A 20,288-nucleotide genomic window follows, 5' to 3' on the forward strand; every position below is an offset into this window, starting at 1 on the left:
TGCGGAGGCGCTTGCCGGGTGAGGTGGGAGGGGCGGATCCTATTGGTTCCCCCCTATCCCTATTCGCGCCAGCTTTCTCCGGGCGCGTTCTGAACGCTAGGCCACGTGCCCTGAGAAACGGTTCAGTGTCTCTGATGGACACTCGCCAAACAACTGCTTGTAGCTGGCGGAAAACTGGCTGTGATGATAAAAGCCATTGAACGCCGCAATATCCGATACGGATTGCGCGTTGTCAGCTCTCAACATACGTCTGACCCTGTTCAGTCTGCTGATTCTCAGAAACTGGATGGGGCTGATACACAGTATGCTCTCAAAGCTGTACTGAAGCGTGCGCTGGCTGACGCAGCCAACCTCACAGAGCTTTGACATTGTAACGGGCAGGTCGTCGACAGTATTTATGTAGGCCTTGATCTTTTCCACCACCGCTTTTCGATGGGCATAGCTAGGCGCAACTTTTTGGTTGGGCTTCTCCACAGAGAGTAACTCCAGTACCGCCATGATCAGCAGATCGTGGTGAATCTGCCCATCCAGCCGGCAGGCCTCGGTGCGCACTATTCGCCGCAACAAATACTGAATATTCAGAAGGGTTTGGGCTGGCAGCTTCAGTCTTGGGTGGCTTGAGGTGTCCAGAACCTTAAGTTCGATACCCTGGGACTCTGACTGCTGTTTCAGTTCACGTTGGTGAACCACCAGGCTGAGCATGTCGAAGCTGTCGGGTGTCACCAGTTCGAAGTGCCGGCTTCCCGGGCGACACAGGATGTCTGTGTGGTCTGCGTTCTGGCCGTTGATGCGGACGTCCTCGGTTCTGCTTGGTATCCCGAACCAGACAGAATCGGGCCACACCATGCACTGCTGTCTTACGGCATGGCTGGTGTGTTCGATGAAAAGCTGGATACCATCAAGGTGCAGCTCGTCAATTCTGCCGTAGAACCGGCCATTGCCTACCTGGTCATATTGTTGATGCCAGTTGGTCAGGTTGCCGGCGTGTTCATTGGCATCGTTCGCAACGGAAATGCACTTCTTTGGTGCTTCTTTTTCTTGTTGTTGGTCCATGGGAACTCCGAAAGAGCCGCTTCTTTTCAGTGTGGACCTGTCTTCCTGATTCCGCCAACAGGACTTAGCGCCTAATTCCATACGACTTCCGTGCCCCTTGATATTTGCCATTTTTCGATAACTCAGCTGTGACAGGAGGATTACAGTGGAATGGATAGCAATATCCGTTCCCCCGGATCTGGAGAGTGTTCCGGGTGAACCCTGTCGAGGGGCGAGAAAGCACATGGATTACAAGTACACCTATACCTTGGGAGCGCGTACCTGGCACTTCAGGAATCTGGCTGACCTGTTGGCGAAAGCCACTCCGGCGCGCTCCGGCGACCGGCTCGCCGGAGTCATCGCCGAGTCGGCGGAAGAACGCGTCGTTGCCCAGATGCGCCTTGCCGAATTGCCGCTGCGGGCGTTTCTTTCGGAGGCGCTGGTTCCCTATGAGCAGGATGAAGTGACACGCCTGATACTGGATACACACGATCTGGCCGCGTTTGCACCGGTTTCCCATCTCACGGTGGGGGACTTTCGGAACTGGCTGCTGGGCGATGATGCCACGCCGGCCGCCCTGGGAAAGCTCCGCAGCGGTCTGACACCGGAAATGGTGGCTGCTGTCAGCAAGCTGATGCGCAATCAGGATCTCATCCTGGTGGCGAAGAAATGCCGGGTGACAACGGCCTTCCGAAACACCATCGGCCTGCCTGGCCATCTCTCCACCCGCCTTCAGCCGAACCATCCGACCGACAATATATCGGGCATCGCCGCAAGCCTCCTGGACGGCCTGCTCTACGGAAACGGCGATGCGGTGATCGGCATCAATCCGGCGACGGACAACGTCAGCCAGGCCATCAAACTGATGCGCCTGATGGATGATGTTATCCGGAAATACGACATCCCCACCCAGTCCTGTGTGCTCACCCACGTCACCAACACCCTTGAAGCGATAGAGCAGGGTGCGCCTGTGGACCTGGTGTTCCAGTCCATCGGGGGTACGGAGGCCACCAACAGCAGCTTTGGTTTCAGTCTGTCGACACTGCAGGAGGCGCAGGATGCGGCCCTGTCACTGAAGCGGGGTACGGTCGGCAACAACGTGATGTATTTTGAGACCGGGCAGGGCAGCTCGCTATCGGCAAACGCCCATCATGGTATCGATCAGCAGACCTGTGAGGCCAGGGCTTACGCTGTGGCACGGCATTTCGACCCCTTGCTGGTTAACACCGTGGTTGGCTTCATCGGCCCTGAATACCTGTATGACGGCAAAGAAATTATTCGGGCGGGACTGGAGGACCACTTCTGTGGAAAGTTGCTCGGCGTGCCCATGGGCTGTGACATCTGTTACACCAACCACGCCGAAGCCGACCAGAACGATATGGACAACCTGCTTACCCTGTTGGGGGTTGCCGGTTGCACGTTCATCATGGGTATTCCCGGCTCCGATGACATCATGTTGAATTACCAGACCACGTCCTTCCACGACGCCCTGTATGCACGCAGGGTCCTTGACCTGAAGCCGGCACCCGAGTTTGAGGATTGGCTTGTTCGCATGCAGATTTTCGAGAGTGCAGCGAGCTATCAGCCAAGCAGGGAATTACCGGACCTGTTCAGGGGGCCATTGAAAGGGCTGACCCGGGAGGCGGGGCATGAGTAAGCAAAAAAAATCGTTGGTAACCGAGAATGTCTGGCGGGTATTGCGCCAGTTCACGGACGCCAGAATTGGCCTGGGCCGGGCCGGTGTCAGCCTGCCCACCCATGAGTTGCTCAAGTTTCAGCTCGCCCATGCCCAGGCAAGAGATGCTGTCCACTTTCCCCTGGATGTGAAACGCCTGTTGAAAGACCTGGGCGAATCTGCTGCGGCATTACCGGGACAGTCTCCGTTGTTGTTGAAAAGCCAGGCGGAAGACCGGCTGACCTACCTTCAGCGGCCGGATCTCGGCCGGAGTCTGTCCCAAGAGTCTTTGGAGTGCCTTGCCGGGTTCTGCAGTGGTAATTCGGGTAAGTCAGATGTGGCCATCGTGATTGTTGATGGCCTGTCTTCATCCGCCATCCAGAACAACGCAGTGCCCATGGTCACGCAGTTTCTCAGGGATCTGGAGGAAGAAGCAGGAGATTGGCTGTTGGCGCCCCTGATCATTGTCGAGCAGGGAAGGGTGGCTATCGGTGACGAGATCGGTGAATGCCTGGGAGCCAGCGTGGTGGTTGTGCTGATCGGTGAGCGCCCCGGCCTCAGCTCACCCGACAGCCTGGGGATTTATCTTTCCTGGGGGCCGAAAAGTGGTTTGAGCGATGCGCGCCGCAATTGCATCTCGAATGTGCGGCCCGCGGGTTTGAGTTTTGAACATGCCAGCCAACGCCTCCTCTATCTGATGCGTGAAGCAAGACGGCTCGGGACATCGGGAGTCAGTCTTAAAGATCGAACACAAGAGGTTGTGATCGAAAAAACGGGGAATAACAAAAACTTCCTGACGGATTGATGACGAACTTACCCGGAGAACACAGATGACGAGCAATGTAGACAAGGACTACCTGGCCAAGCGCCAGCTAAAGAAAGGAACGGCGGTCGGTAGAAGAGCTGCTCGCCATTTTGGCGGGGGTTTGTCAGCAATCTGAGGGGTGTTTACATACCATTTTATTTTCTGCATTTTGAAGTTTTGTCGAACCCTGCCGATAACCCAATACACAACAATTCTGCAGAGGATACTTACAACAATGAATGCAGTGAATTCAAAGAGTGGTCCGTGGCAGCCTCTGGTCAGCCGTGCCAGCAACGTTCTGGTGCTGGCTTTATTCGCGCTGGCCGTGGTGCTGCCGAAGTTTGCCCTGGGCGGGCTTGTGCTGGCGGCTCTGATAACCGGGCTGGCCTTGTGGCTGGGCCGTGGCCGGGTGGTCAGCGACGAAGCGCCGAATGAACCCGATGCTGGTCAGAGTCACGGGGTGCTGGATATATCAAGGGACCAACCGGTCGGCTCCGGCCAGGCAGGGCGGATTGCCAGAGAACATAATGAACTGCTGGCCAGCATGCGGGGCGCCCTGTCGGATCTGCGCCATCATGCGGTGCAGGTGGCGGTGCAGTCGGCCAGGCTGCGCAAGCTTACCGGCGAGGCGCAACAGAGCGCCAGCAAGCAGGAAGAAGTCTCCGAGCTGATTGCCCAGTCCAGTGGTGAGGGTGCCACGGCACTGGAGGACATTACCCAGCGTACCGGGTCGGTGTCGGAGCTCAATTCCCGTAATCTCGACGGGGTGCGCGAGTCCAATCAGGCGTTGTCCCAGGTGGCCGAGCGAATTCGGCAGGTCAACGACCAGTTGCAGAGCTTCCGCGAGACCGTGGCCGGGCTGAGCGAAAGCGCCGGCAAGATCGGTAAGATTCTGGAGATGGTGCAGGGGTTTTCGGACCAGACCAACCTGCTGGCGCTGAATGCCGCTATCGAGGCGGCACGGGCAGGGGAGGCCGGTCGCGGTTTCGCCGTGGTGGCGGATGAAGTCCGTCAACTGGCCCAGAAAATTGCGTCGGCGACCGGCGACGTGCATCAGATCATCAGCGACATGGATGCCCGGGTCGGTCGCACGGAGAAGGATACGGAGCTGTTGCTTGAGCAAACCGATCAGGCCCGGGAAGAGGTGACCTCGACCGCTTCCCAGTTCGACGACATGTTGCAGTACATCGAGCAGGCGCACGCGGAGCTTCTCTCCATCACCTCTTCGGTGGAGGAAGTCAGTATTACCAACCGTCAGGTGCACGAGCACGGCAACGAGATCCATCACCTGGGCCGCGAACTGGCTAGGGAGATTGCTGAATCAGACGCCTACTCCGAGCAACTGCGCAAAGCCACCGAGGCCTCCATGGCGCTGCTGGCCCGCTACCGGATCGGCCAAGGCGCCTTCGAGGAGATTCTGGAGGCGCGCCAGACGCTGGCTGCCGAATTCGGAGACAGGCTCACCGACCTGGTCCAGCAGGGTGTGGACATCTTTGATCGTGGCTACGAACCGGTTCTGAACACTTGGCCGCAAAAGTACCGGACCCGGTTCGTCGATCGCTTTAAACAAGCGTTCCAGGACCTGACAGACCGCAGTAAAGAGCGCTTTGATGGCACGGTCTACAGCCTGTTGATGGACGTCAATGGCTACATTCCCGTTCACCATAGAGCCACTTCGCAGCCGATCACCGGCGACCCTGAAAAAGACCTTCTCTACAGCCGTGATCAGCGGCTCTACAACAGCAACGAGACTGAAAAACGACGGGCCAGTCACACGGAACGGTTCCTTCTGCAAACCTACATCCGGGATACGGGAGAAATTCTAAACGACCTCTCGATCCCCGTGTATGTGGACGGCAAGCATTGGGGTGCGGTGGTCATGGGCTTCAATCCGGACCTTCTGTTGGCTGGAAACGATAGGGATTGACGAAACCCCGAGGGCCTACTCCTCGCAAATCATCTTGCGGGTCATGCCGCCGTCGATCACAAAGTTCTGGCCGGTCACAAAGCGGGGTTCGGACTCGCGGGAGTTGGTTTTGAGGCGGGTGAAGCTTATGCTCATCACACACATTTCTCATCCAGGAGTCGCTTTATGAGTCTGGCTGTCGCACTGCATGTTCTCTCTGCTGTGATCTGGGTTGGCGGTATGTTTTTCGCCTATATGGCCATGCGGCCGGCGGTGGTCGAGGTGATTGATGCGTCGCAGCGCTGTGTGCTCTGGTGTCACACCCTGTCCCGGTTTTTTCGGTGGGTATGGGCGGCCGTGATCCTGTTGCTGGTGACCGGTTACTGGATGATCTTCAGTGTGTTCGGTGGCATGGCTGGTGCCGGCTTCCATATCCATGTAATGCAGGGGCTGGGGATTGTGATGATCCTGCTCTATTTTCACGTCTATTTTGCTCCCTTCCGGCGGCTGAAGCAGGCCGTTGCCAACCAGGATCCCCAGGAAGGCGGGCGCCAGGTGGGACAGATCCGCAAGCTGGTCGGTACCAACCTGGTTCTTGGGCTGATTGTGGTGGCGATCGGTGCCGGCGGCCGGTATCTGTAAACTCGTCGAGTCCTGATGGGGGGAGCATAGTTAGGGAAAACCGGGACAGATCCATTTTCCGGGTTGTAACCGGCCGCATAACAAGCGCCACAAACTGGTCTTTCGGACGGAAGCTGCTTTGGATGCTGAGTGTAACGTCCCGTTGTAGGTGGTCCAGTAGTTTGTGCAGGCGCCGACGATGCAGACCGACCGCCGCCTGAACGGGATCGAAAATAACACCGGACAAGGCCGCAAACGCCGCCAATGCGGCAGAGTGGAATGGATTGGTATCCACCCCGCCCATGGTGGACCTGTTGAACAAGGTTCAGGAGGGTTCACTGGTGGAGAGCAAGGTTTGAAGCGGGGTTAGTTCAGGCATAGGCGTTCAGTCGCTCAGGTTCAGTCCCATGTCCCAGAAGTCGATTTCCAGACGGGTTGCGTCCCGGAAGATTCGGACCAGTTGTTCGAGCCGCGCAGGAGATACATCGGCCAGGGCAAAGGCGCGGGCAAACTGGATCAGGAAGAGGTAGTCCTGTTTGAGGTAATGCTGGAACGCTTCCGGGGCGAGTGAGGCATTGCCCAGTTGCCGAACAAAGCTGTGCTCGATGTAGTCGCGCCATTCGGTTGGGCAGTTCTTTTTGAGGTCGTCAAACTGGTAGTGCATTTTATAGTGCTCTTTTTGGCGGTCGCTGGCTTGAGCTTGTGGGGTCCAGGGTTTCAGGTTGTTCATTCACACGCTTGAAGCGCTCCAGATTGGCGAAAATGAAACGGCGTTATCCCGAGGCTTTCGAGAACGCAAAAGAGCCGGGCGCATCACAACCGCTATTTTTCAATCAAACAGGCTCATACGCTTCATAACGTTATCGCGCTTGATTTTCCAATGGAACATCGCACCAGTCACATGCAGCACCACCAAACCCAAAATGGTCCAACCCAGCCATCCATGAAGCATAAAGAGCTGTTCAGAGAGCTGTTCATCCTTATCAATGAATCCCGGCAACTGCCAGAAGAAAAACTCCACCGGGAAGCCGCCGCTTGCTGTGGCTGTCCAGCCGATTAAAGGCATGACAATCAGCGCTAAGTAGAGCAGGTGATGGACGGTGGCACTGGCAACTCTCTCGAACCTGTTCAAGGGTGGCATATAGTCAGGCACCACAAAGGTCAGGCGGGTTATAACACGCAGTGTCATCAGCAGTAATATCAATACACCCAACGTCTTATGGCTGGCATATAGCACGTTAGTTAGTGTTTTACCTATCAGATCGACGGTGCCATCAAACCCCAGAAAGCCCAACGTCAAGCCGCTGGCTAAGGAGAGCAGAACCGCGCCAGCCACTAACCAGTGGAGTAACCGGTGCGGGTAGACATAGCGATCCAGTGCTTGCATGTGGCGCTCCTGACAATCATTCTGTTCAATTCAGTTTAGTCACTAAAACGATCTTGGCCTGGTTTCAATACGTTACAATGTCATCAGCGACATCGGGAAACAGGTGGATTAGAATCCGTCAAGCTGTGCTATTTTCCTGACGTGCGGCTGCAATTTTGAGATCTTCTGGTGAATCCGATGTATCGATTGCCTGTCATCATGATGAGCGCAGTGCTAATTGCAGGCTGCGGCAATTTAAAGACCAGTGACTTCCTGAGCCGCACCGGTGACGCGCTGAGCAAAATCGGGCAAAAGGCTCCCGCTGGTGATCCTGATCAGGAAATTAAACCGCTTTTTGATCAACCATACATTGATCCGCTAACGGAGCATCTGCAGCGTTACGCGGATGACCCGGCCCGCACAGCCCAGCTCGAGCAAGTGAGTGAGGAGCGTGAAGGCCGCTGTGCCGCTGTCGCCCTGCGTTACAACACAGATGAGATTACCGAAACCGGTCTGGCCGCGTATCGCCGTGGATATGGCTTTTCCTGTCCGCAGGATGTGGCAGCCTATGAAGCGCGGCTCGAAGCCATGCCGCAGGCGCCAAAACCGGCACGGCAGCCAGTCAGTGAACCTCTGAACAATGATAGTGAGGTGCGCGATGACGAAGCTCAAGAAGTTGCTGTATCCCGCCAGTTGAACGACTGCTATCTGCTCACCCGGATTCGCAACTTCAGCGGTGCCCTTGCAGCCTGTCGCGGCCCTGCCGAAGAGGGCGCTGTTGGTGCGCAGGCAAGCATGGCCAAGATCCAGAACGCTCTGGGTAATCATGAGTCAGCCTATCGCTGGGCCAAGATGGCTGCGCCTGAATCCGGTCAGGCGGCCTATCTGCTAGGCGAAATGTACGCTCAGGGGCGTGGCGTCGCGCAGGATAAGGATGCGGCCGCGAAGTGGTTCAGAACCGCCGCAGAACTCGGCCACACAGGGGCTGAAAACGCTCTCTCCAATCTGGTTTCAGCTCCTGCGGGTGCCAATGCCAATTAAACAGCTGCCGTGGCCAGCCTTGTCCAAGTGGGCACGGCCACATCTCCGCTTCTGGAAAAGCAGCTACGCCATGCACTCCATCATGGGGCTGCTACTCCTGCTGGTTGCGCTTTTTGCTGCTGGCATGTTCCTGTTATCTCACTTGAATCTTAACTACTCCCAACAGGCGATGTATGAGTTGCGCCGGGATCAGATTCAGGATGTATTCTTCACCGGACTGGTCCGCATTGATGCCCACCAAATTGCTCTGGAACGACAGGTGGCAACGCTCGCGACGATCGGTGAGACATTCTACCGGTTATCGCGGGAACAGCCGGGCTCTCCAAAAGCCCAGCGCCAACTGCAGAACCAGCTCGAAAAAACGCTGCAAAGCCTTCTTGAGAGCGAGGCTGATGTCTCCGGTGCCGGCCTCTGGTATCAGCCGGGTATTGTAGCGCCAGCCGGCGAACGCTACGCGCCCTACCTGGTCAAGGCCGGAGTTGGCGGCCCCAGAATGCAATCACAATCGACCGACTTCAAGCAGACTCGCTGGTTTGACCTGACCCTGAGGGGGGGCAATCCAGCCTCCGGTGAGTCTGTCTACTGGTCACCGGTGTACTTTGACATGGCAACTGAGCGCGCTGTTCTCACCCTTGCTCAGCCAGTGGTCAGCGCCGAGGGTGAGTTGATTGGCGTCGCGACCATCGATTGGGCTTCAGATCAGGTTGTTGATCTGGTCAGCCGTATGGAAGTCACGCAAAGCAGCTTTGCTTTTCTCAACGATCGCAACAACCGAAACCTGTCCAGTCTCAGCCAAAACGCAGATCCGGTTCAGGAGCAGAAGCTTATCGATGCTATTTTGGCAGCGAATCTTTCCGGAAATGATCCAGACACGCCATCAGTAGCAGGTGATAGCCAAGCCGCTGAAAAGCGCATGCGGACACAGCAGCTCGACGTCGGCGGGCGACTCTATGAGTTGTATTACGCCACGACACCGGCAGGTATGGTCTACGGTGCTGGCGTTCCAAAGGATGAGATCGACCGGGTGCTGGTGCCCATGCGCGATACCAATTACCGGATACTGCTGATTACAGGCTCGGTTTTGCTGGTACTGAGCCTGTACCTGCTTTATCGGATCATACAGCTCATGCGTGAATTGCAGGCCTCCTACACGGATTCTCTGACCGGCCTGCCCAATCGTGTGCGCTTGTTGAGAGACCTGCAGGACCGGCAAGACGCCTGTCTTATCCTCCTGAATCTGGACCGTTTCAAGGAGGTCAATAGCCTGTTTGGGAATGAATGTGGCGATGCCGTGCTCTTAGCCATGCGTAAGCATGTGCGCTCGTTTATCCGCACGCATTCTCACCCCTTTGGGCGTTCTCTCGAATTTTACCGCCTGTCCAGTGATGAATTTGCACTCCTGGGTACTGGTGTTGCTGAGTCCCGGGTGCGCACTTTCGCCAGTGAATTGACCGAATTTCTTTGTGCGCAACCGGTTACCTGGCAGCAGCAGGCGTTAGGTCTGGATACCAGTGCGGGCATTGCCTTCCAGAGAGAACGTAAAGACGGTACCGCACCGGACCGCCTGCTTAACCAGGCAACCATTGCTGTATTGCAGGCGCGAGACCAGATGCGCCGGTACCTTTTTTATGATCAAAGCCAGGAAGTTGAAAAAGGCTACGAGAAAAATATCTATTGGGCGAAGCGGCTAAAGAAGGCGATCGAGACGAACACACTGCTCCCGCACTTCCAGCCGATTCACGACAACATGCAGGGCACGTATACCAAGTATGAGTGCTTGGTGAGGATGGAAGACCCCGAGCACGGCGTGATCGCAGCCGGGCAGTTCATCGAAGTGGCCAATAAGCTCCGGCTTAACCGTCAGATCACCCGAATCATGGTGGAAAAGTCGTTCGCCGCGTTTGCCACACAGCCCCACGAGTTTTCCATCAACCTGTCCTACATGGATGTCATTGACCCGGAAACCCTTGCTCTGATTCTGGAGCATCTGCAAGCGAGCAATATTGGCGAGCGGGTGATCTTCGAGATTCTTGAATCCGATGGCATCGGCAATTACAGCGAGGTCTTGCGCTTTATCGACAAAGTGAAATCCTTTGGATGCCGGATCGCCATTGATGACTTCGGAACCGGCTATTCCAATTTTTCCCATCTGCTAAAGCTGAACGTGGATTTCATCAAGATAGACGGTAGCCTGATCCGCTATCTGGCGCAGGACCACACGGCGTTTCTGGTGACCAAGGGGATTGTGCAATTTGCCCGGAGCCTGGGGATCAAAACGGTGGCAGAATTCGTGCACAGTGAAGCGGTGCAGGAACGTGTCGTGGAGCTGGGCATTGATTTCTCGCAGGGAGAGTACTTCGGTATGCCTGCGGCAGAGCTGTTGGGTCGGGACGGGCAAACTGGAACAGGAAAAGCCAGTTCTGCTAACGATTGGAAAAACAAATAAGCGGTCGCTTTGGGGATTATTAGCGCGCCGAAGCCCAACTGCTTTGGGCCAGTTGCATGGCCCGTTTGACGTCATCAGTTGGGACATCGCCCGGCTCTCCCTTTTCGAGCGGGTCGTAGTGAAATACATACAGTCGGGAGGCGAACTCGGCCACCGGCAACGAGGCTTCACCGTAAAGCTCGCCGTGGCTCTGGGTTGAGGTGACAATTCCCTGGCCCCAGTTTTGCCCGCTGTCGTTGTTGGGGTTGAAAAAATAGACGCGCATAACCTCGTCCGGGTCCAGCGCAAGCCGCTGGATGGTGATGGCGTGCCAGCCAAGAAAGCGCGTGGCGCTGTCGGTCACCGCAATACCGGCGGGTTGTGGGCTGATAACCGGAATGTTGCCATTGTAGAACGGATGATAGGCCGCATAGAAATCCCGAATAAACCCTTCGAAGTCTTTCAGGTTACCCGTGAAAACGTCTACGGCTATGCGGAATCCGTGGCCGACATGATCGCCATGGAATTCGGCGTTGACCCATTTGTGCGGATCCTCTCCGCGCCCGATACTGCGTCGGCCCATTTCAAAATAGATGCGATCCAGGTGGGGCACGGTTAGCAGTGATACTGCATCCACATCCACCGGCGGCTCGGCCGCCATTCCGGTGCCGAGTTCCCGCGAAGAAATACTGTCGCCTTCAAAGCGCATCACGATTTCATCGTCGCGCGCCGCCCAGGCAAGGATTCGGAGCAGCTCTGCCGGCATGTTGTAAGCCCACATGGACAGGGCGCGCGTCGACTGGCAGGTGGGATAGTTGCCTTGTCCAATGCCCAGTGGGCGCCCGAGTACGTTGAGCACGTCGGCGAGCAAAAAGCATTCGGGAGAGCGGCTGCTCCCAAAAACGGCCCCAATTTTTTCCGCCGCAGCGTCGCAGAGCGACAGCCGTATTTGGCGCCACAGGGAAGGCGCCACCGAGGGCGAGTAGAGAATTCCCCGCTCGAGCATCATGGCCAGGCCATAGGTACATTGGCTGGTCTCGGGAAACACAGCCTCGTCAATCAGCGTTTGAATCAATGCGGGGTAACAGTGAAAAGCGTCGGCACCTGTGTGGCTCAGCCCCAACGCCGTGGGAATCAGGGCGTTCCAGCGGCCACGCAGGTAGCGTATGAATACCGGCATGTAGGCCGATACCAGGCCGGTGCTGTGCATGGCCTGGGCAAAGGCGATAGCCTCCTGCAGCAGAGTGGTATCGTCCATTTCCGCCAGTCGCTCAGCGTAGACATCAAGGCCGGGGTCTTCACGGCAATCTTCGGTGGGGCTGAATACGGCGTTGATCAGTTGCAGCGCGTTGTCGCCAACTTCACCACCCAATGCGTCCGGTTTTTCCAGGCAGACCGCAATCTGGGTCACCATCTGTTTAACACCCCCGACCTGGACAGGCCGTTGCGCAAGAATCCGCCAGACTTCTTCCACCAGGTGTTCCAAAAGGTTTTCGTAGCCCAGATGACGGAGCAGATAGTGATACAGGTTCTGTACGGCGTAGCCGAGCTGATCAGGCCGCAGCCGGTCGGCTTCCTGGAGATCACCAACCACCAGATCGAGATTCATCGCCAGTACTTGGGCGAGAAAGTGATGGGCGTGCTCTGCTGAGATAGAAGCGTGGATGTAGTCGCCTTTGGCCACCGCCAAGAGGCGAATCTGACTCAGGCTTTCAACCATGGTTGCGGCCGGATCGCCGTGGCGAACCGTGCGTGCGGCCAGGGAAGGCACCAGTGTCTGGGGATAGTCCCAGTCACTCCCACCAAAGAATCTCGCCGACTCAATGGCCGGCACGCGTTCGTAAAGCGCCTCCAGACCTTCGGGACTGAACATCAGAGGCCGTGCAGTATCGATTACCTCGAATACCGGCGAGACGCCCTCAACGGCGTTGAGTTCAGCAAGGCGGTTGATGGCCGCGTCAAATGGCTTTACGAGCTCGCCTGGCGCGCCGTTATTTTGGTTTTCGGGATCGTGGTTGGCTCTGGTCATACCGTCCTATCCTTCAGCTAACTTCCGGAGATGTCAACCTGACCTGTTAAAGCGCTGAAAACCGGGGCATATTTATTTTTTTGGATAAAACTCCGGTAATTAAAGTAAACCCGATTTGACCATGTCGAACGTGTCCAGAATCCGCGCCACAAACTGGTCTTTCGGGCGAAAGCTGCTTTGGGTGCTGAGTGACACGTCCCTCTGCAGGTGATTCAGTAACTTGTGCAGGCGCCGACGATGTAAACCGACCGCCGCCTGAACGGGATCGAAAATAACACCGGACAAGGCCGCAAACGCCGCCAATGAGGCCATGACAGCGACCATAACGCTGACTGTCGTCGCCAGCGAAGGCTCCGGTGGAAGCCAGCTGTAGTACCAACTTCCGATGGTTTCACCCAGGATAAAATCCCTGGCGGCCAGGGTCTTTGCGAGCATGGACGCGAGCACTACTCCGAGCCCGATACCACCCGGGGTAAACTTCTGGAACGCAAACGCGCCCAACACCGTGCATGAAATACTGTTGGTGATATCGGCAGACGCCGTCCGGGTCACCCGGTACTGACTGAGAGCGTCCGCAACCAGCGGCTCAATCAGCTTGCTGAACTGCTGGTGATCGACTGGTTCATGGGTATGGTGCGCATAGACCGCTTCCAGGGCCTTCACCAGATAGCTCTCCAGCAATTGGCCTTCCTGGCCATTGTTCAACAGGTCCACCAGGATCAGGTGCGAGATGTGCTGTTGTACCCGGGTGGTAAAACCGGCTGGCACACGATTCGCCAAGCCATGCGGCCACATCAGGCCTGTTCGTTTGCGCGTCAGAATTTTCACCAGGCACGCCAGGGCGTAAACCGGCGCCCAAAGTAGATTGACGGGTGCCCGCAGCATGTCCCATCCCAGCGCCATCCGGTTGGTCGCGATGGCACCGGGGTAATGGAAATGACGATCAATAAACGCCGGTACCCGCGCCCGGCAGTCGTCAAAGTAACGTTCGATGCCTGTGCGGATTGCCTGCTCTATCTCAATTTCGGAGACATTTTGTTCGGGCGATGTGACTAGGGGCATAGTGACAGGCGTATCTGCAGGCAAGTGAGTGTCTCGCGCATTAAAGCGCAATTGAGTAAACCACACCACCGATCCGGAACGTACCGTCGCATCGACCAGGCCTTTGACGTACCCAATGCCGACCGACGGCTTATCTGGTTTGAATCAATGCAGTGCCAGCACCAATGCATCCGACAAGAATAAGGCTCAATGCCCAGAGCACGTCCAGATTGAACCAGCTGCGCGACAGAAATTTTAGCCCGAGCCAGACATACGTCACGACAGCAAGCCCGCTACCCGCAAGGCTCATCGCAGTGGTATGTACGGTTGCAACCAGCAACGCAAATCCAAGGTTATTGGCCATTAACGCGCCCGCCGCATCGTGGCCAGCGTTCTGCATGGCTGGATCACTGCACATCCCCAGATAGATTGGCACCAGCATCAGTCCCGCCCCATGCGCCATGGCTGCCAGGAAAGACCAGAATGCAACTCTGCCCGGCGGCACCCGTGCGAGAAAGCGTGGGTGGCGGCGGTAGATCAGTATGAGCAGGCCCATCGACAAAACTAACAGCCCCGCGCCAATGCGCAACTCCCGTTCCCACATTACAAGGGTCGTCATTAGCGAGAACGGCAAAAGGATCGCCAGCATTGCGAGAAAATGTCCACCGGCCAGCGCAACCAGTGCCGCAGGCATTGCAGAAGATCGGCGTTCCATCAGAGCAGCAGAGACCGCCAGAGGCCATCCCATGCCAGGGTTCACCCCATGATGGAGTCCTGAAACGATGACAGCCCACCAAAGGGCCGTCATCGTTGTTGGCTCGCTCAAAGCTCAAACGTTCGGATAGCAGAAGCTATCGGTCGAGCAATCGCCCCCTTCCAGCCGGATCTGATGGCTTCGATAGCCTTTAGGGAAGTCAACCCAGAAATTTTTGTTCAGGGTCAACCCGCCATTTTCTCCAACGTCAGCGCAAACCATCGCCGCCCCCCGATCACCAGGATAGAATTGATCGTCCCAGGTGGAATAAAGCGAATTGGTCCAATAGACGCGTTTGCCGTCGCGGCTGATTTCGACCATCTGCGGGCCATAGCCAAATTCTCGGCCGTTGGGGTGCTTATGTTTGGCAACAATGCCTCCGATTTCGACTTTGCCAGCAAGTGTCGGATTCATCGGATCGGATACATCATATTGATGCATTTCCCCCAGGCCCCAGCAGGAGACATAAAGGAACTTGTCGTCGAGGCTCAAGTCAATATCCGAGACCAGGGGAGGTACTGCCGAAAAGCCCTTTAGCATCTCTGGAAGATCGGCGGGATCAGCAGGAGCGGGATCAATTGTAATGGTTTTCCTGGCCTCGAATGTTCCATCCGCAGTTCGCCTCCAGGTAAATACTGCGCCTTGCAGGTTGGTTGTATCGACCACGACGCCGCAAAAGCCATATTGCTTGGCGGGATCGTGTGCAGGCCGGATTTCCAACGCCATCTGGTAGTTGGCACCCAGGTCGATGGTCTGGATATTTTTGCGCGCGCGCAGGTCCCAGAAATGGATGCTGTGCCCATATTTGTTGCTAAGCAGGTCTTCTGCTACCAGACCGTTCTCAAACTGCGGCGGTAGCCCCCACTCGGAACTAACCATGTAGTCACGCGGCAGGTTCCACCAGAAGTCGTAGTGCTTGTCCTGAACGCCCCTATCCATTTCATAACGGCCAAGGATATCGAAGGTCTCACAATCCATGATGAAAATGCCTGGAGGGCCATCAGTCCCTCGGCGCAATGATTTAGTTTACTGCGCACTCCCTTCATCGACAAATGAAATCGGTATAGCGGCGGGTAGCCGCTCCAGACTTCAAAGCCCAGTCTGAATGACGGAGTTTTTCTTTATGGATTCAAAACTCAGGAAACCCGGGAAACCCGGGACAGATTAAGAAGGAAACCCGGGACAAGGAAACCCGGGACAGATTTATATTTCCAAGTGAAGCGGCATGCTGATTCAGGGCGATCCCAAACTGGCGCGTGAGAGGAATAAAACCTGTGAGGTTTATCGTAAAGCCAAGACACCGTAGACCTGTAATGGAGAGCCGGGAAAGATTAATTTTTCTCGTGCGACCAGCGCTCAGATTTGTCCATAGCCTACCTCCAGCCATGTCGAGAATTCCCGTAGAAATTAGTGCTTTTTACGGGATGTCGCCAATACTGAATTAAGTTCATAACGTAATCGGGCGGTCCCGGGCGAGCCAGGCTAAATCTATGATTCTCAATCAACCCAAGCACCGTCATTATGACGTTATTATCCTCGGTAGCGGTCCCGCCGGCATCACCACGGCGTTTGAGTTGTCCAAAGATACTTCCCTTAAAATCGCCGTCATCGAGAGCGGATTGCTCGAGCCACACCCAACCATCCAGACCTTGGCCAATGTGCAGTTACATGGCGATTTGCCAGACAATTACTTCCCCATGCACACGCAACGTTGCTTTGGTGGTACCTCGACCATCTGGGGCGGGTTTTGTGCCGTGCTGGAGGAGAGAGCCTTCACAGCTCAAGCGTGGCCTATCTCCTACCAGGAATTAAACCGTTGGTATCCAGCGGCCGCCCACATTATCGAGCTGCCCGACGACGCCTATCGCCAACCGACGGTGGCCATTGAAGGAACATCGGAGCTGGTTTACAAGCCTTTCTTCGTGAGCCCGCCAGTCCGGTTTAATAAAAAGTACCATTCCTTTTTCCAGTACCATCCCCGCGTTGACCTGATACTTGGCACCACCGGATTGCGCCTGATAGCGCGGGGGCGCACCGTCACCGCTCTGGAGCTGCGAGACTCACTGGCACCCCAGCTCTCACCAACGTTCGTGTCAGCTGACACCTTTGTGCTTGCCTCTGGTGGGGTGGGCAACCCGAGGTTGTTGCAGCTCTCTGATATTGTTGAGCACATGCCCGTTGGACTGGGCCTGATGGAGCATCCACACCTTTACGCGGTGGCGGACATGTACCTGGACCAGGACCGGCTGCCAATTGGCCTCAAAGAAGATCCCAACCTGGTACACGCACTCCAGTTATCAGACAGTTATTGCGTCGAGAACGGCGTGCTGTCTTTCAGCGCTGATTTTAATATGCAGCAGATGACCCCAACCGTGCTACTGGGCAAGCGACGCGAGATGCTTCATACCCCGGTTACCCTTCGGGCCGAGCTTGCCCCTGATTTCAGGAATGCCGTACGCGAGGGCGATCGGAGCAATTACCTTGGACTCCCCATGCCACGGATTGATTTTCACTACCGCTACCATGACCTGGCGCGTGAGAGCTGGCAGCTGTTCGGCGAGGCATTGCTGCGCTCGGGGTTGGGGCGCCCCTCTATTCTGCAGCCCGAATTCCAGCTGCATGATGGCGGACATCTGATGGGCACAACACGAATGGGTCTGTCGGCGGCCGATTCGGTGGTCGACAGCAACTGCCGCGTGCACACGACCGATAACCTATACGTGGCCGGGTCGTCGGTCTTTCCAGCCGGCGGCGCCTCCAACCCAACCTTCACCATTGTGGCACTGGCGTTGCGCCTGGGCGCGTACCTTGCCAGCACTTTAAAAGGTCATGCTGATGGATAGGCGCACCTTACTCACCGGTCTCAGCGCTGCGGCGATATGGCTCAGCATCAGCAGTTGCGCGCGGCTTGTGCTCAACGGGCGTCTCCCTGAGAGCGGCGACATAGAGGCGCCCACAACGACGCTCAGTGACCAGCTTGCGGAGCTCGCAGACCCACTTTTCCTCGAATACTCTGCAGGCTGGTCTGTGGATGCGCTCCACTCAGAAATGGCATACAAAGGCGTTATCTCGACACGCCACGGAATAAACCATAAAAAGATGATCAACCTGGCGTTGCATGAGCCGCTCATTATCTACAAAGGCTTTTATTACACACAGACTGAACTCGAGTTGTACGCCCTGGCATACCTGCTATCGTCTAATGACTATCACGCTGTAGATGAACTCAAGTAAAGCATTGATCAGTAAGCCTAACTAACAGCAGGCGCCAGCGACTGGGCCTGGCTTTTTTGCCCATTCTGTAGCGTACTTGGTAGGTGTGTTATGACTTTCTCATTTCCCCGTTCATCATACGCCCTTGCCCTGCTGGTTTTGCTCGGGTTTTCCGGTTTTCTTGTGGCCGGCGACTGCAAGATGGACGAAACTGATCGGGCTTTGCTGAATCGCGTCAATGAAGCTCGCAGCCAGCCCCGGCAATGCGGCGACCAGGACTTTGATGCAGCAGAACCGCTGGCCTGGAACTGCAAGCTCGAGGATGCCGCCCGGGCTCATTCGGAGGATATGGCAGAGCTGGAGTTCTTTAGTCATACCGGCCCTGAAGGTGTTCAAACCGGCGAGCGGGTAGATGACAGAAGTTACAGCTGGTCGGCGGTGGGCGAAAATATCGCAGCGGGCCAGAGCTCTGTCGATCAAGTCGTTGATGGGTGGCTTTCAAGCCCGGGACACTGCGCCAATATAATGAGCGCCGAATTCACCGAAATGAACAACCGAATGATCCATTGCACGGGGTTACTCTGGAGAGAGTTGTAACAAGTCTTCAAGAACACTACGGCTGGGATGGGTTAGCCCAAAGAATCGACATAAAATGCTTTAAAAACGATCCGTCAATCAAGTCATCGTTGAAGTTTTTACGTAAGACCCAGTGGGCCCGAGATAAGGTTGAAGGCTTGTATATCTCAACATTTCCCCGCCTGCCTTAAACCGAATCCCGGTTATCCACTCAGTTGGCAGGCGTCCAAAGACCCTGCAACTGGCCAAGCAATGAAGAGCCAACCCCCTGGTCTCCCAAGAAGCCCATTATAATGGGTACAAATTGCTGGATCATGGCGCTGTCCATACCCAGCGCTGAGAAGGCCGACTGCACCCCATTCATGGACGAAATATTGGAGAGCAGGCCTTCGCTCAGATTGCTGGCTCCCCCCAACAGGCTGGATGGCCCGAAGCTTTGCTAGGGAGAGTGCTCATGGTGTCGGTGCCAAGCTCATTTTTTGCCAGTTGCAGTAATGCACCGGTACCACCAACCGCCTGAGTTTCGGTGATGGCGAGTTGATCCTTGAGCTGACCTGGCAGTTGCCGGGCTTCACCATTGATTTCCGTTGCTGGGGAGAGTGCTTGTGCCCCGCTGGAGAGGGCGCCATCCAAGCTGAAAGCGCCGGCGGTAGGCGCTAGCAGATAGAGGCTTGAAACAAAAGGAATTTCTTGAGAATAGCGTTCATTGTCACGTTCTGCGTCTTGATCATCGGGCTGGTTTTTACCTGTTCAAACACCTGGCGCATAATCAGCAGAGGCATCAAAGAGCCTTCGGTGTAATGCAGCCCGTAAGTGGATCACGGGGTTGGAATACCGGGGAGACCGGCTGTTGGAAATTAATTTGTCCCGGTTTTATAGAGCTAATCACTTGTGTTCTGGGTGAACTGATACAAGCGCTCAGGGTTATCGACGAGGATAGCCTGACGACCAGAAGATTCAGGCACCAGTCTCAAAAACTCATCGACAAGAGTGGCATCATTGGGCATGGAACCTGGAAGCTTGACGTGCGGCCAATCTGTGCCAAAGAGACAACGGTCTTCACGGGTTGCGCGTAGTGACCGGAAAAAGGGATCAACATCCGTGAACGGCGCGTGATCCAGAGCGCTGATGCGATTTGGACCCGTGAGTTTCACCCAGGTTCGTCCATCTGCTAACAGGCTCAGAAGCTCTTTAAAGCCTGGGTGGTTGATGCCGAGCGAGGCCGGCATATGGCCCATGTGGTCTACCACCGAGGGCACCGGCAAATTGTTCAGCCGTTCCGCCAGGCGCTCAAACTTTGATACATCAACCAAAAACTGAATATGCCAATTCAGCGCCTTGATGCGATCAGCGAGGGCCTTGACGTCATCAAAGGTGACTCCCCCCGAGAACACCAGGTTCACTCGGATCCCACGTACCCCTACTTTGTGCATGTAGTGTAATTCGTCATCACTGACATGACGATCGACGACAGCAACCCCCCGCCATTGCAGCTCGTCGTCAGCGGTGATGCGGGAGAGTGTGTCTAGCATCCTGCTGTTGTCGGTCCCATAGACACTGGGTTGTACTAACACCGCGCGCTCAAATCCAAGGGTTTTTAACAAGTGTCGATAAGCTTCTTCGCTGGCATCGGGCGGTGTGTAGTTTCGATCTGGATGATAGGGGTAACGTTCCTGGGGCCCAAAGAGATGAGCGTGGGTGTCACAGGCGCCAGCAGGTAGCTTTTGAGCAGGCTGGCTGGGAGTTGGATTCGGTGCCGGAATATCGGATGGGGCAATCATCGTCGGTGTCTCGCCTGTTGGTC

General features: G+C 55.9%; 21 protein-coding genes. 10 read left to right on the forward strand and 11 right to left on the reverse strand.

From position 1 onward, the window contains the following. Positions 1 to 96: 96 nt before the first annotated feature. Positions 97 to 1,053 (reverse strand): helix-turn-helix domain-containing protein, encoded by a 957-nt coding sequence (locus ACN0V1_RS03570; protein ID WP_417543685.1) that lies wholly within the window; start codon positions 1,051 to 1,053, stop codon positions 97 to 99. A gap of 223 nt (positions 1,054 to 1,276) precedes the next feature. On the opposite strand from ACN0V1_RS03570, the gene ACN0V1_RS03575 reads away from it, so the two are divergent. The 4 genes from ACN0V1_RS03575 (at position 1,277) to ACN0V1_RS03590 (ending at position 6,060) form a co-directional block, all read left to right on the forward strand. Then, a complete protein-coding gene (locus ACN0V1_RS03575; protein WP_417544036.1) occupies positions 1,277 to 2,689 on the forward strand; it encodes an ethanolamine ammonia-lyase subunit EutB in 1,413 nt (470 codons plus the stop codon). Further along, positions 2,682 to 3,512: an ethanolamine ammonia-lyase subunit EutC gene (eutC, locus tag ACN0V1_RS03580; RefSeq protein ID WP_417543686.1), complete on the forward strand. Its 831-nt coding sequence runs from the start codon at positions 2,682 to 2,684 to the stop codon at positions 3,510 to 3,512. Before ACN0V1_RS03575 ends, eutC begins: the two co-directional genes overlap by 8 nt. A gap of 235 nt (positions 3,513 to 3,747) precedes the next feature. Beyond that, positions 3,748 to 5,439: a methyl-accepting chemotaxis protein gene (locus ACN0V1_RS03585; RefSeq protein ID WP_417543687.1), complete on the forward strand. Its 1,692-nt coding sequence runs from the start codon at positions 3,748 to 3,750 to the stop codon at positions 5,437 to 5,439. Between the two features lie 165 nt (positions 5,440 to 5,604). Further along, positions 5,605 to 6,060, forward strand: a complete 456-nt coding sequence (locus ACN0V1_RS03590) for a CopD family protein (protein WP_417543688.1) — start codon at positions 5,605 to 5,607, stop codon at positions 6,058 to 6,060. A 364-nt stretch (positions 6,061 to 6,424) separates the two neighbouring features. On the opposite strand, the gene ACN0V1_RS03595 is transcribed toward ACN0V1_RS03590, so the two are convergent. Both ACN0V1_RS03595 and ACN0V1_RS03600 read right to left on the reverse strand, forming a co-directional pair. After that, positions 6,425 to 6,769: a hypothetical protein gene (locus ACN0V1_RS03595; RefSeq protein ID WP_417543689.1), complete on the reverse strand. Its 345-nt coding sequence runs from the start codon at positions 6,767 to 6,769 to the stop codon at positions 6,425 to 6,427. Between the two features lie 99 nt (positions 6,770 to 6,868). After that, entirely contained in the window at positions 6,869 to 7,426 is a 558-nt protein-coding gene (locus tag ACN0V1_RS03600) for a cytochrome b (RefSeq protein WP_417543690.1), read from the reverse strand. A gap of 177 nt (positions 7,427 to 7,603) precedes the next feature. Here ACN0V1_RS03600 and ACN0V1_RS03605 point away from each other — a divergent pair, with 177 nt between their 5' ends. Then, entirely contained in the window at positions 7,604 to 8,446 is an 843-nt protein-coding gene (locus tag ACN0V1_RS03605) for a tetratricopeptide repeat protein (RefSeq protein ID WP_417543691.1), read from the forward strand. Then, positions 8,436 to 10,892 carry an EAL domain-containing protein gene (locus tag ACN0V1_RS03610; RefSeq protein WP_417543692.1) on the forward strand — a complete coding sequence of 819 codons (2,457 nt, stop codon included), beginning with the start codon at positions 8,436 to 8,438 and terminating at the stop codon, positions 10,890 to 10,892. The genes ACN0V1_RS03605 and ACN0V1_RS03610 overlap by 11 nt, the downstream gene beginning before the upstream one ends. 19 nt (positions 10,893 to 10,911) lie before the next feature. Here ACN0V1_RS03610 and ACN0V1_RS03615 read toward each other — a convergent pair whose 3' ends face one another. The 4 genes from ACN0V1_RS03615 to ACN0V1_RS03630 form a co-directional block, all read right to left on the reverse strand. Then, on the reverse strand, positions 10,912 to 12,900 hold the full coding sequence (locus ACN0V1_RS03615) for a hypothetical protein (RefSeq protein ID WP_417543693.1): 1,989 nt from the start codon (positions 12,898 to 12,900) through the stop codon (positions 10,912 to 10,914). Between the two features lie 99 nt (positions 12,901 to 12,999). Next, positions 13,000 to 14,028: a DUF6635 family protein gene (locus tag ACN0V1_RS03620; RefSeq protein ID WP_417543694.1), complete on the reverse strand. Its 1,029-nt coding sequence runs from the start codon at positions 14,026 to 14,028 to the stop codon at positions 13,000 to 13,002. A 64-nt stretch (positions 14,029 to 14,092) separates the two neighbouring features. Next, a complete protein-coding gene (locus ACN0V1_RS03625) occupies positions 14,093 to 14,689 on the reverse strand; it encodes a hypothetical protein (protein ID WP_417543695.1) in 597 nt (198 codons plus the stop codon). Positions 14,690 to 14,770: 81 nt separating this feature from the next. Beyond that, the gene (locus ACN0V1_RS03630; protein ID WP_417543696.1) at positions 14,771 to 15,712 is read right to left on the reverse strand and encodes a selenium-binding protein SBP56-related protein; all 942 of its coding nucleotides are present in this window, start codon (positions 15,710 to 15,712) and stop codon (positions 14,771 to 14,773) included. Between the two features lie 473 nt (positions 15,713 to 16,185). Between ACN0V1_RS03630 and ACN0V1_RS03635 the strand changes: the two genes are divergently transcribed. The 4 genes from ACN0V1_RS03635 to ACN0V1_RS03650 all read left to right on the forward strand — a co-directional run bounded on the left by ACN0V1_RS03635 (position 16,186) and on the right by ACN0V1_RS03650 (position 18,675). Beyond that, the gene (locus ACN0V1_RS03635; protein WP_417543697.1) at positions 16,186 to 17,538 is read left to right on the forward strand and encodes a GMC oxidoreductase; all 1,353 of its coding nucleotides are present in this window, start codon (positions 16,186 to 16,188) and stop codon (positions 17,536 to 17,538) included. Further along, a complete protein-coding gene (locus ACN0V1_RS03640; RefSeq protein ID WP_417543698.1) occupies positions 17,531 to 17,929 on the forward strand; it encodes a hypothetical protein in 399 nt (132 codons plus the stop codon). The genes ACN0V1_RS03635 and ACN0V1_RS03640 overlap by 8 nt, the downstream gene beginning before the upstream one ends. A gap of 90 nt (positions 17,930 to 18,019) precedes the next feature. Next, a complete protein-coding gene (locus ACN0V1_RS03645; RefSeq protein ID WP_417543699.1) occupies positions 18,020 to 18,505 on the forward strand; it encodes a CAP domain-containing protein in 486 nt (161 codons plus the stop codon). Next, complete coding sequence (locus tag ACN0V1_RS03650; protein WP_417544037.1) at positions 18,445 to 18,675, forward strand: VF530 family DNA-binding protein; 231 nt, start codon at positions 18,445 to 18,447, stop codon at positions 18,673 to 18,675. The genes ACN0V1_RS03645 and ACN0V1_RS03650 overlap by 61 nt, the downstream gene beginning before the upstream one ends. 20 nt (positions 18,676 to 18,695) lie before the next feature. Here ACN0V1_RS03650 and ACN0V1_RS03655 read toward each other — a convergent pair whose 3' ends face one another. From ACN0V1_RS03655 to ACN0V1_RS03670, 4 genes are all read right to left on the reverse strand, one after another. Beyond that, on the reverse strand, positions 18,696 to 18,848 hold the full coding sequence (locus tag ACN0V1_RS03655; protein ID WP_417544038.1) for a DUF2780 domain-containing protein: 153 nt from the start codon (positions 18,846 to 18,848) through the stop codon (positions 18,696 to 18,698). 29 nt (positions 18,849 to 18,877) lie between these two features. Continuing rightward, complete coding sequence (locus ACN0V1_RS03660) at positions 18,878 to 19,117, reverse strand: DUF2780 domain-containing protein (RefSeq protein ID WP_417543700.1); 240 nt, start codon at positions 19,115 to 19,117, stop codon at positions 18,878 to 18,880. 23 nt (positions 19,118 to 19,140) lie between these two features. After that, positions 19,141 to 19,266, reverse strand: coding sequence for a hypothetical protein (locus ACN0V1_RS03665; RefSeq protein ID WP_417543701.1), 126 nt, complete (start codon positions 19,264 to 19,266; stop codon positions 19,141 to 19,143). A 99-nt stretch (positions 19,267 to 19,365) separates the two neighbouring features. Next, complete coding sequence (locus ACN0V1_RS03670; protein ID WP_417543702.1) at positions 19,366 to 20,265, reverse strand: amidohydrolase family protein; 900 nt, start codon at positions 20,263 to 20,265, stop codon at positions 19,366 to 19,368. Positions 20,266 to 20,288: the final 23 nt, after the last annotated feature.

It is taken from the genome of Marinobacter sp. (assembly GCF_048266785.1).
In the GTDB taxonomy this organism is placed as follows: Bacteria; Pseudomonadota; Gammaproteobacteria; order Pseudomonadales; family Oleiphilaceae; genus Marinobacter.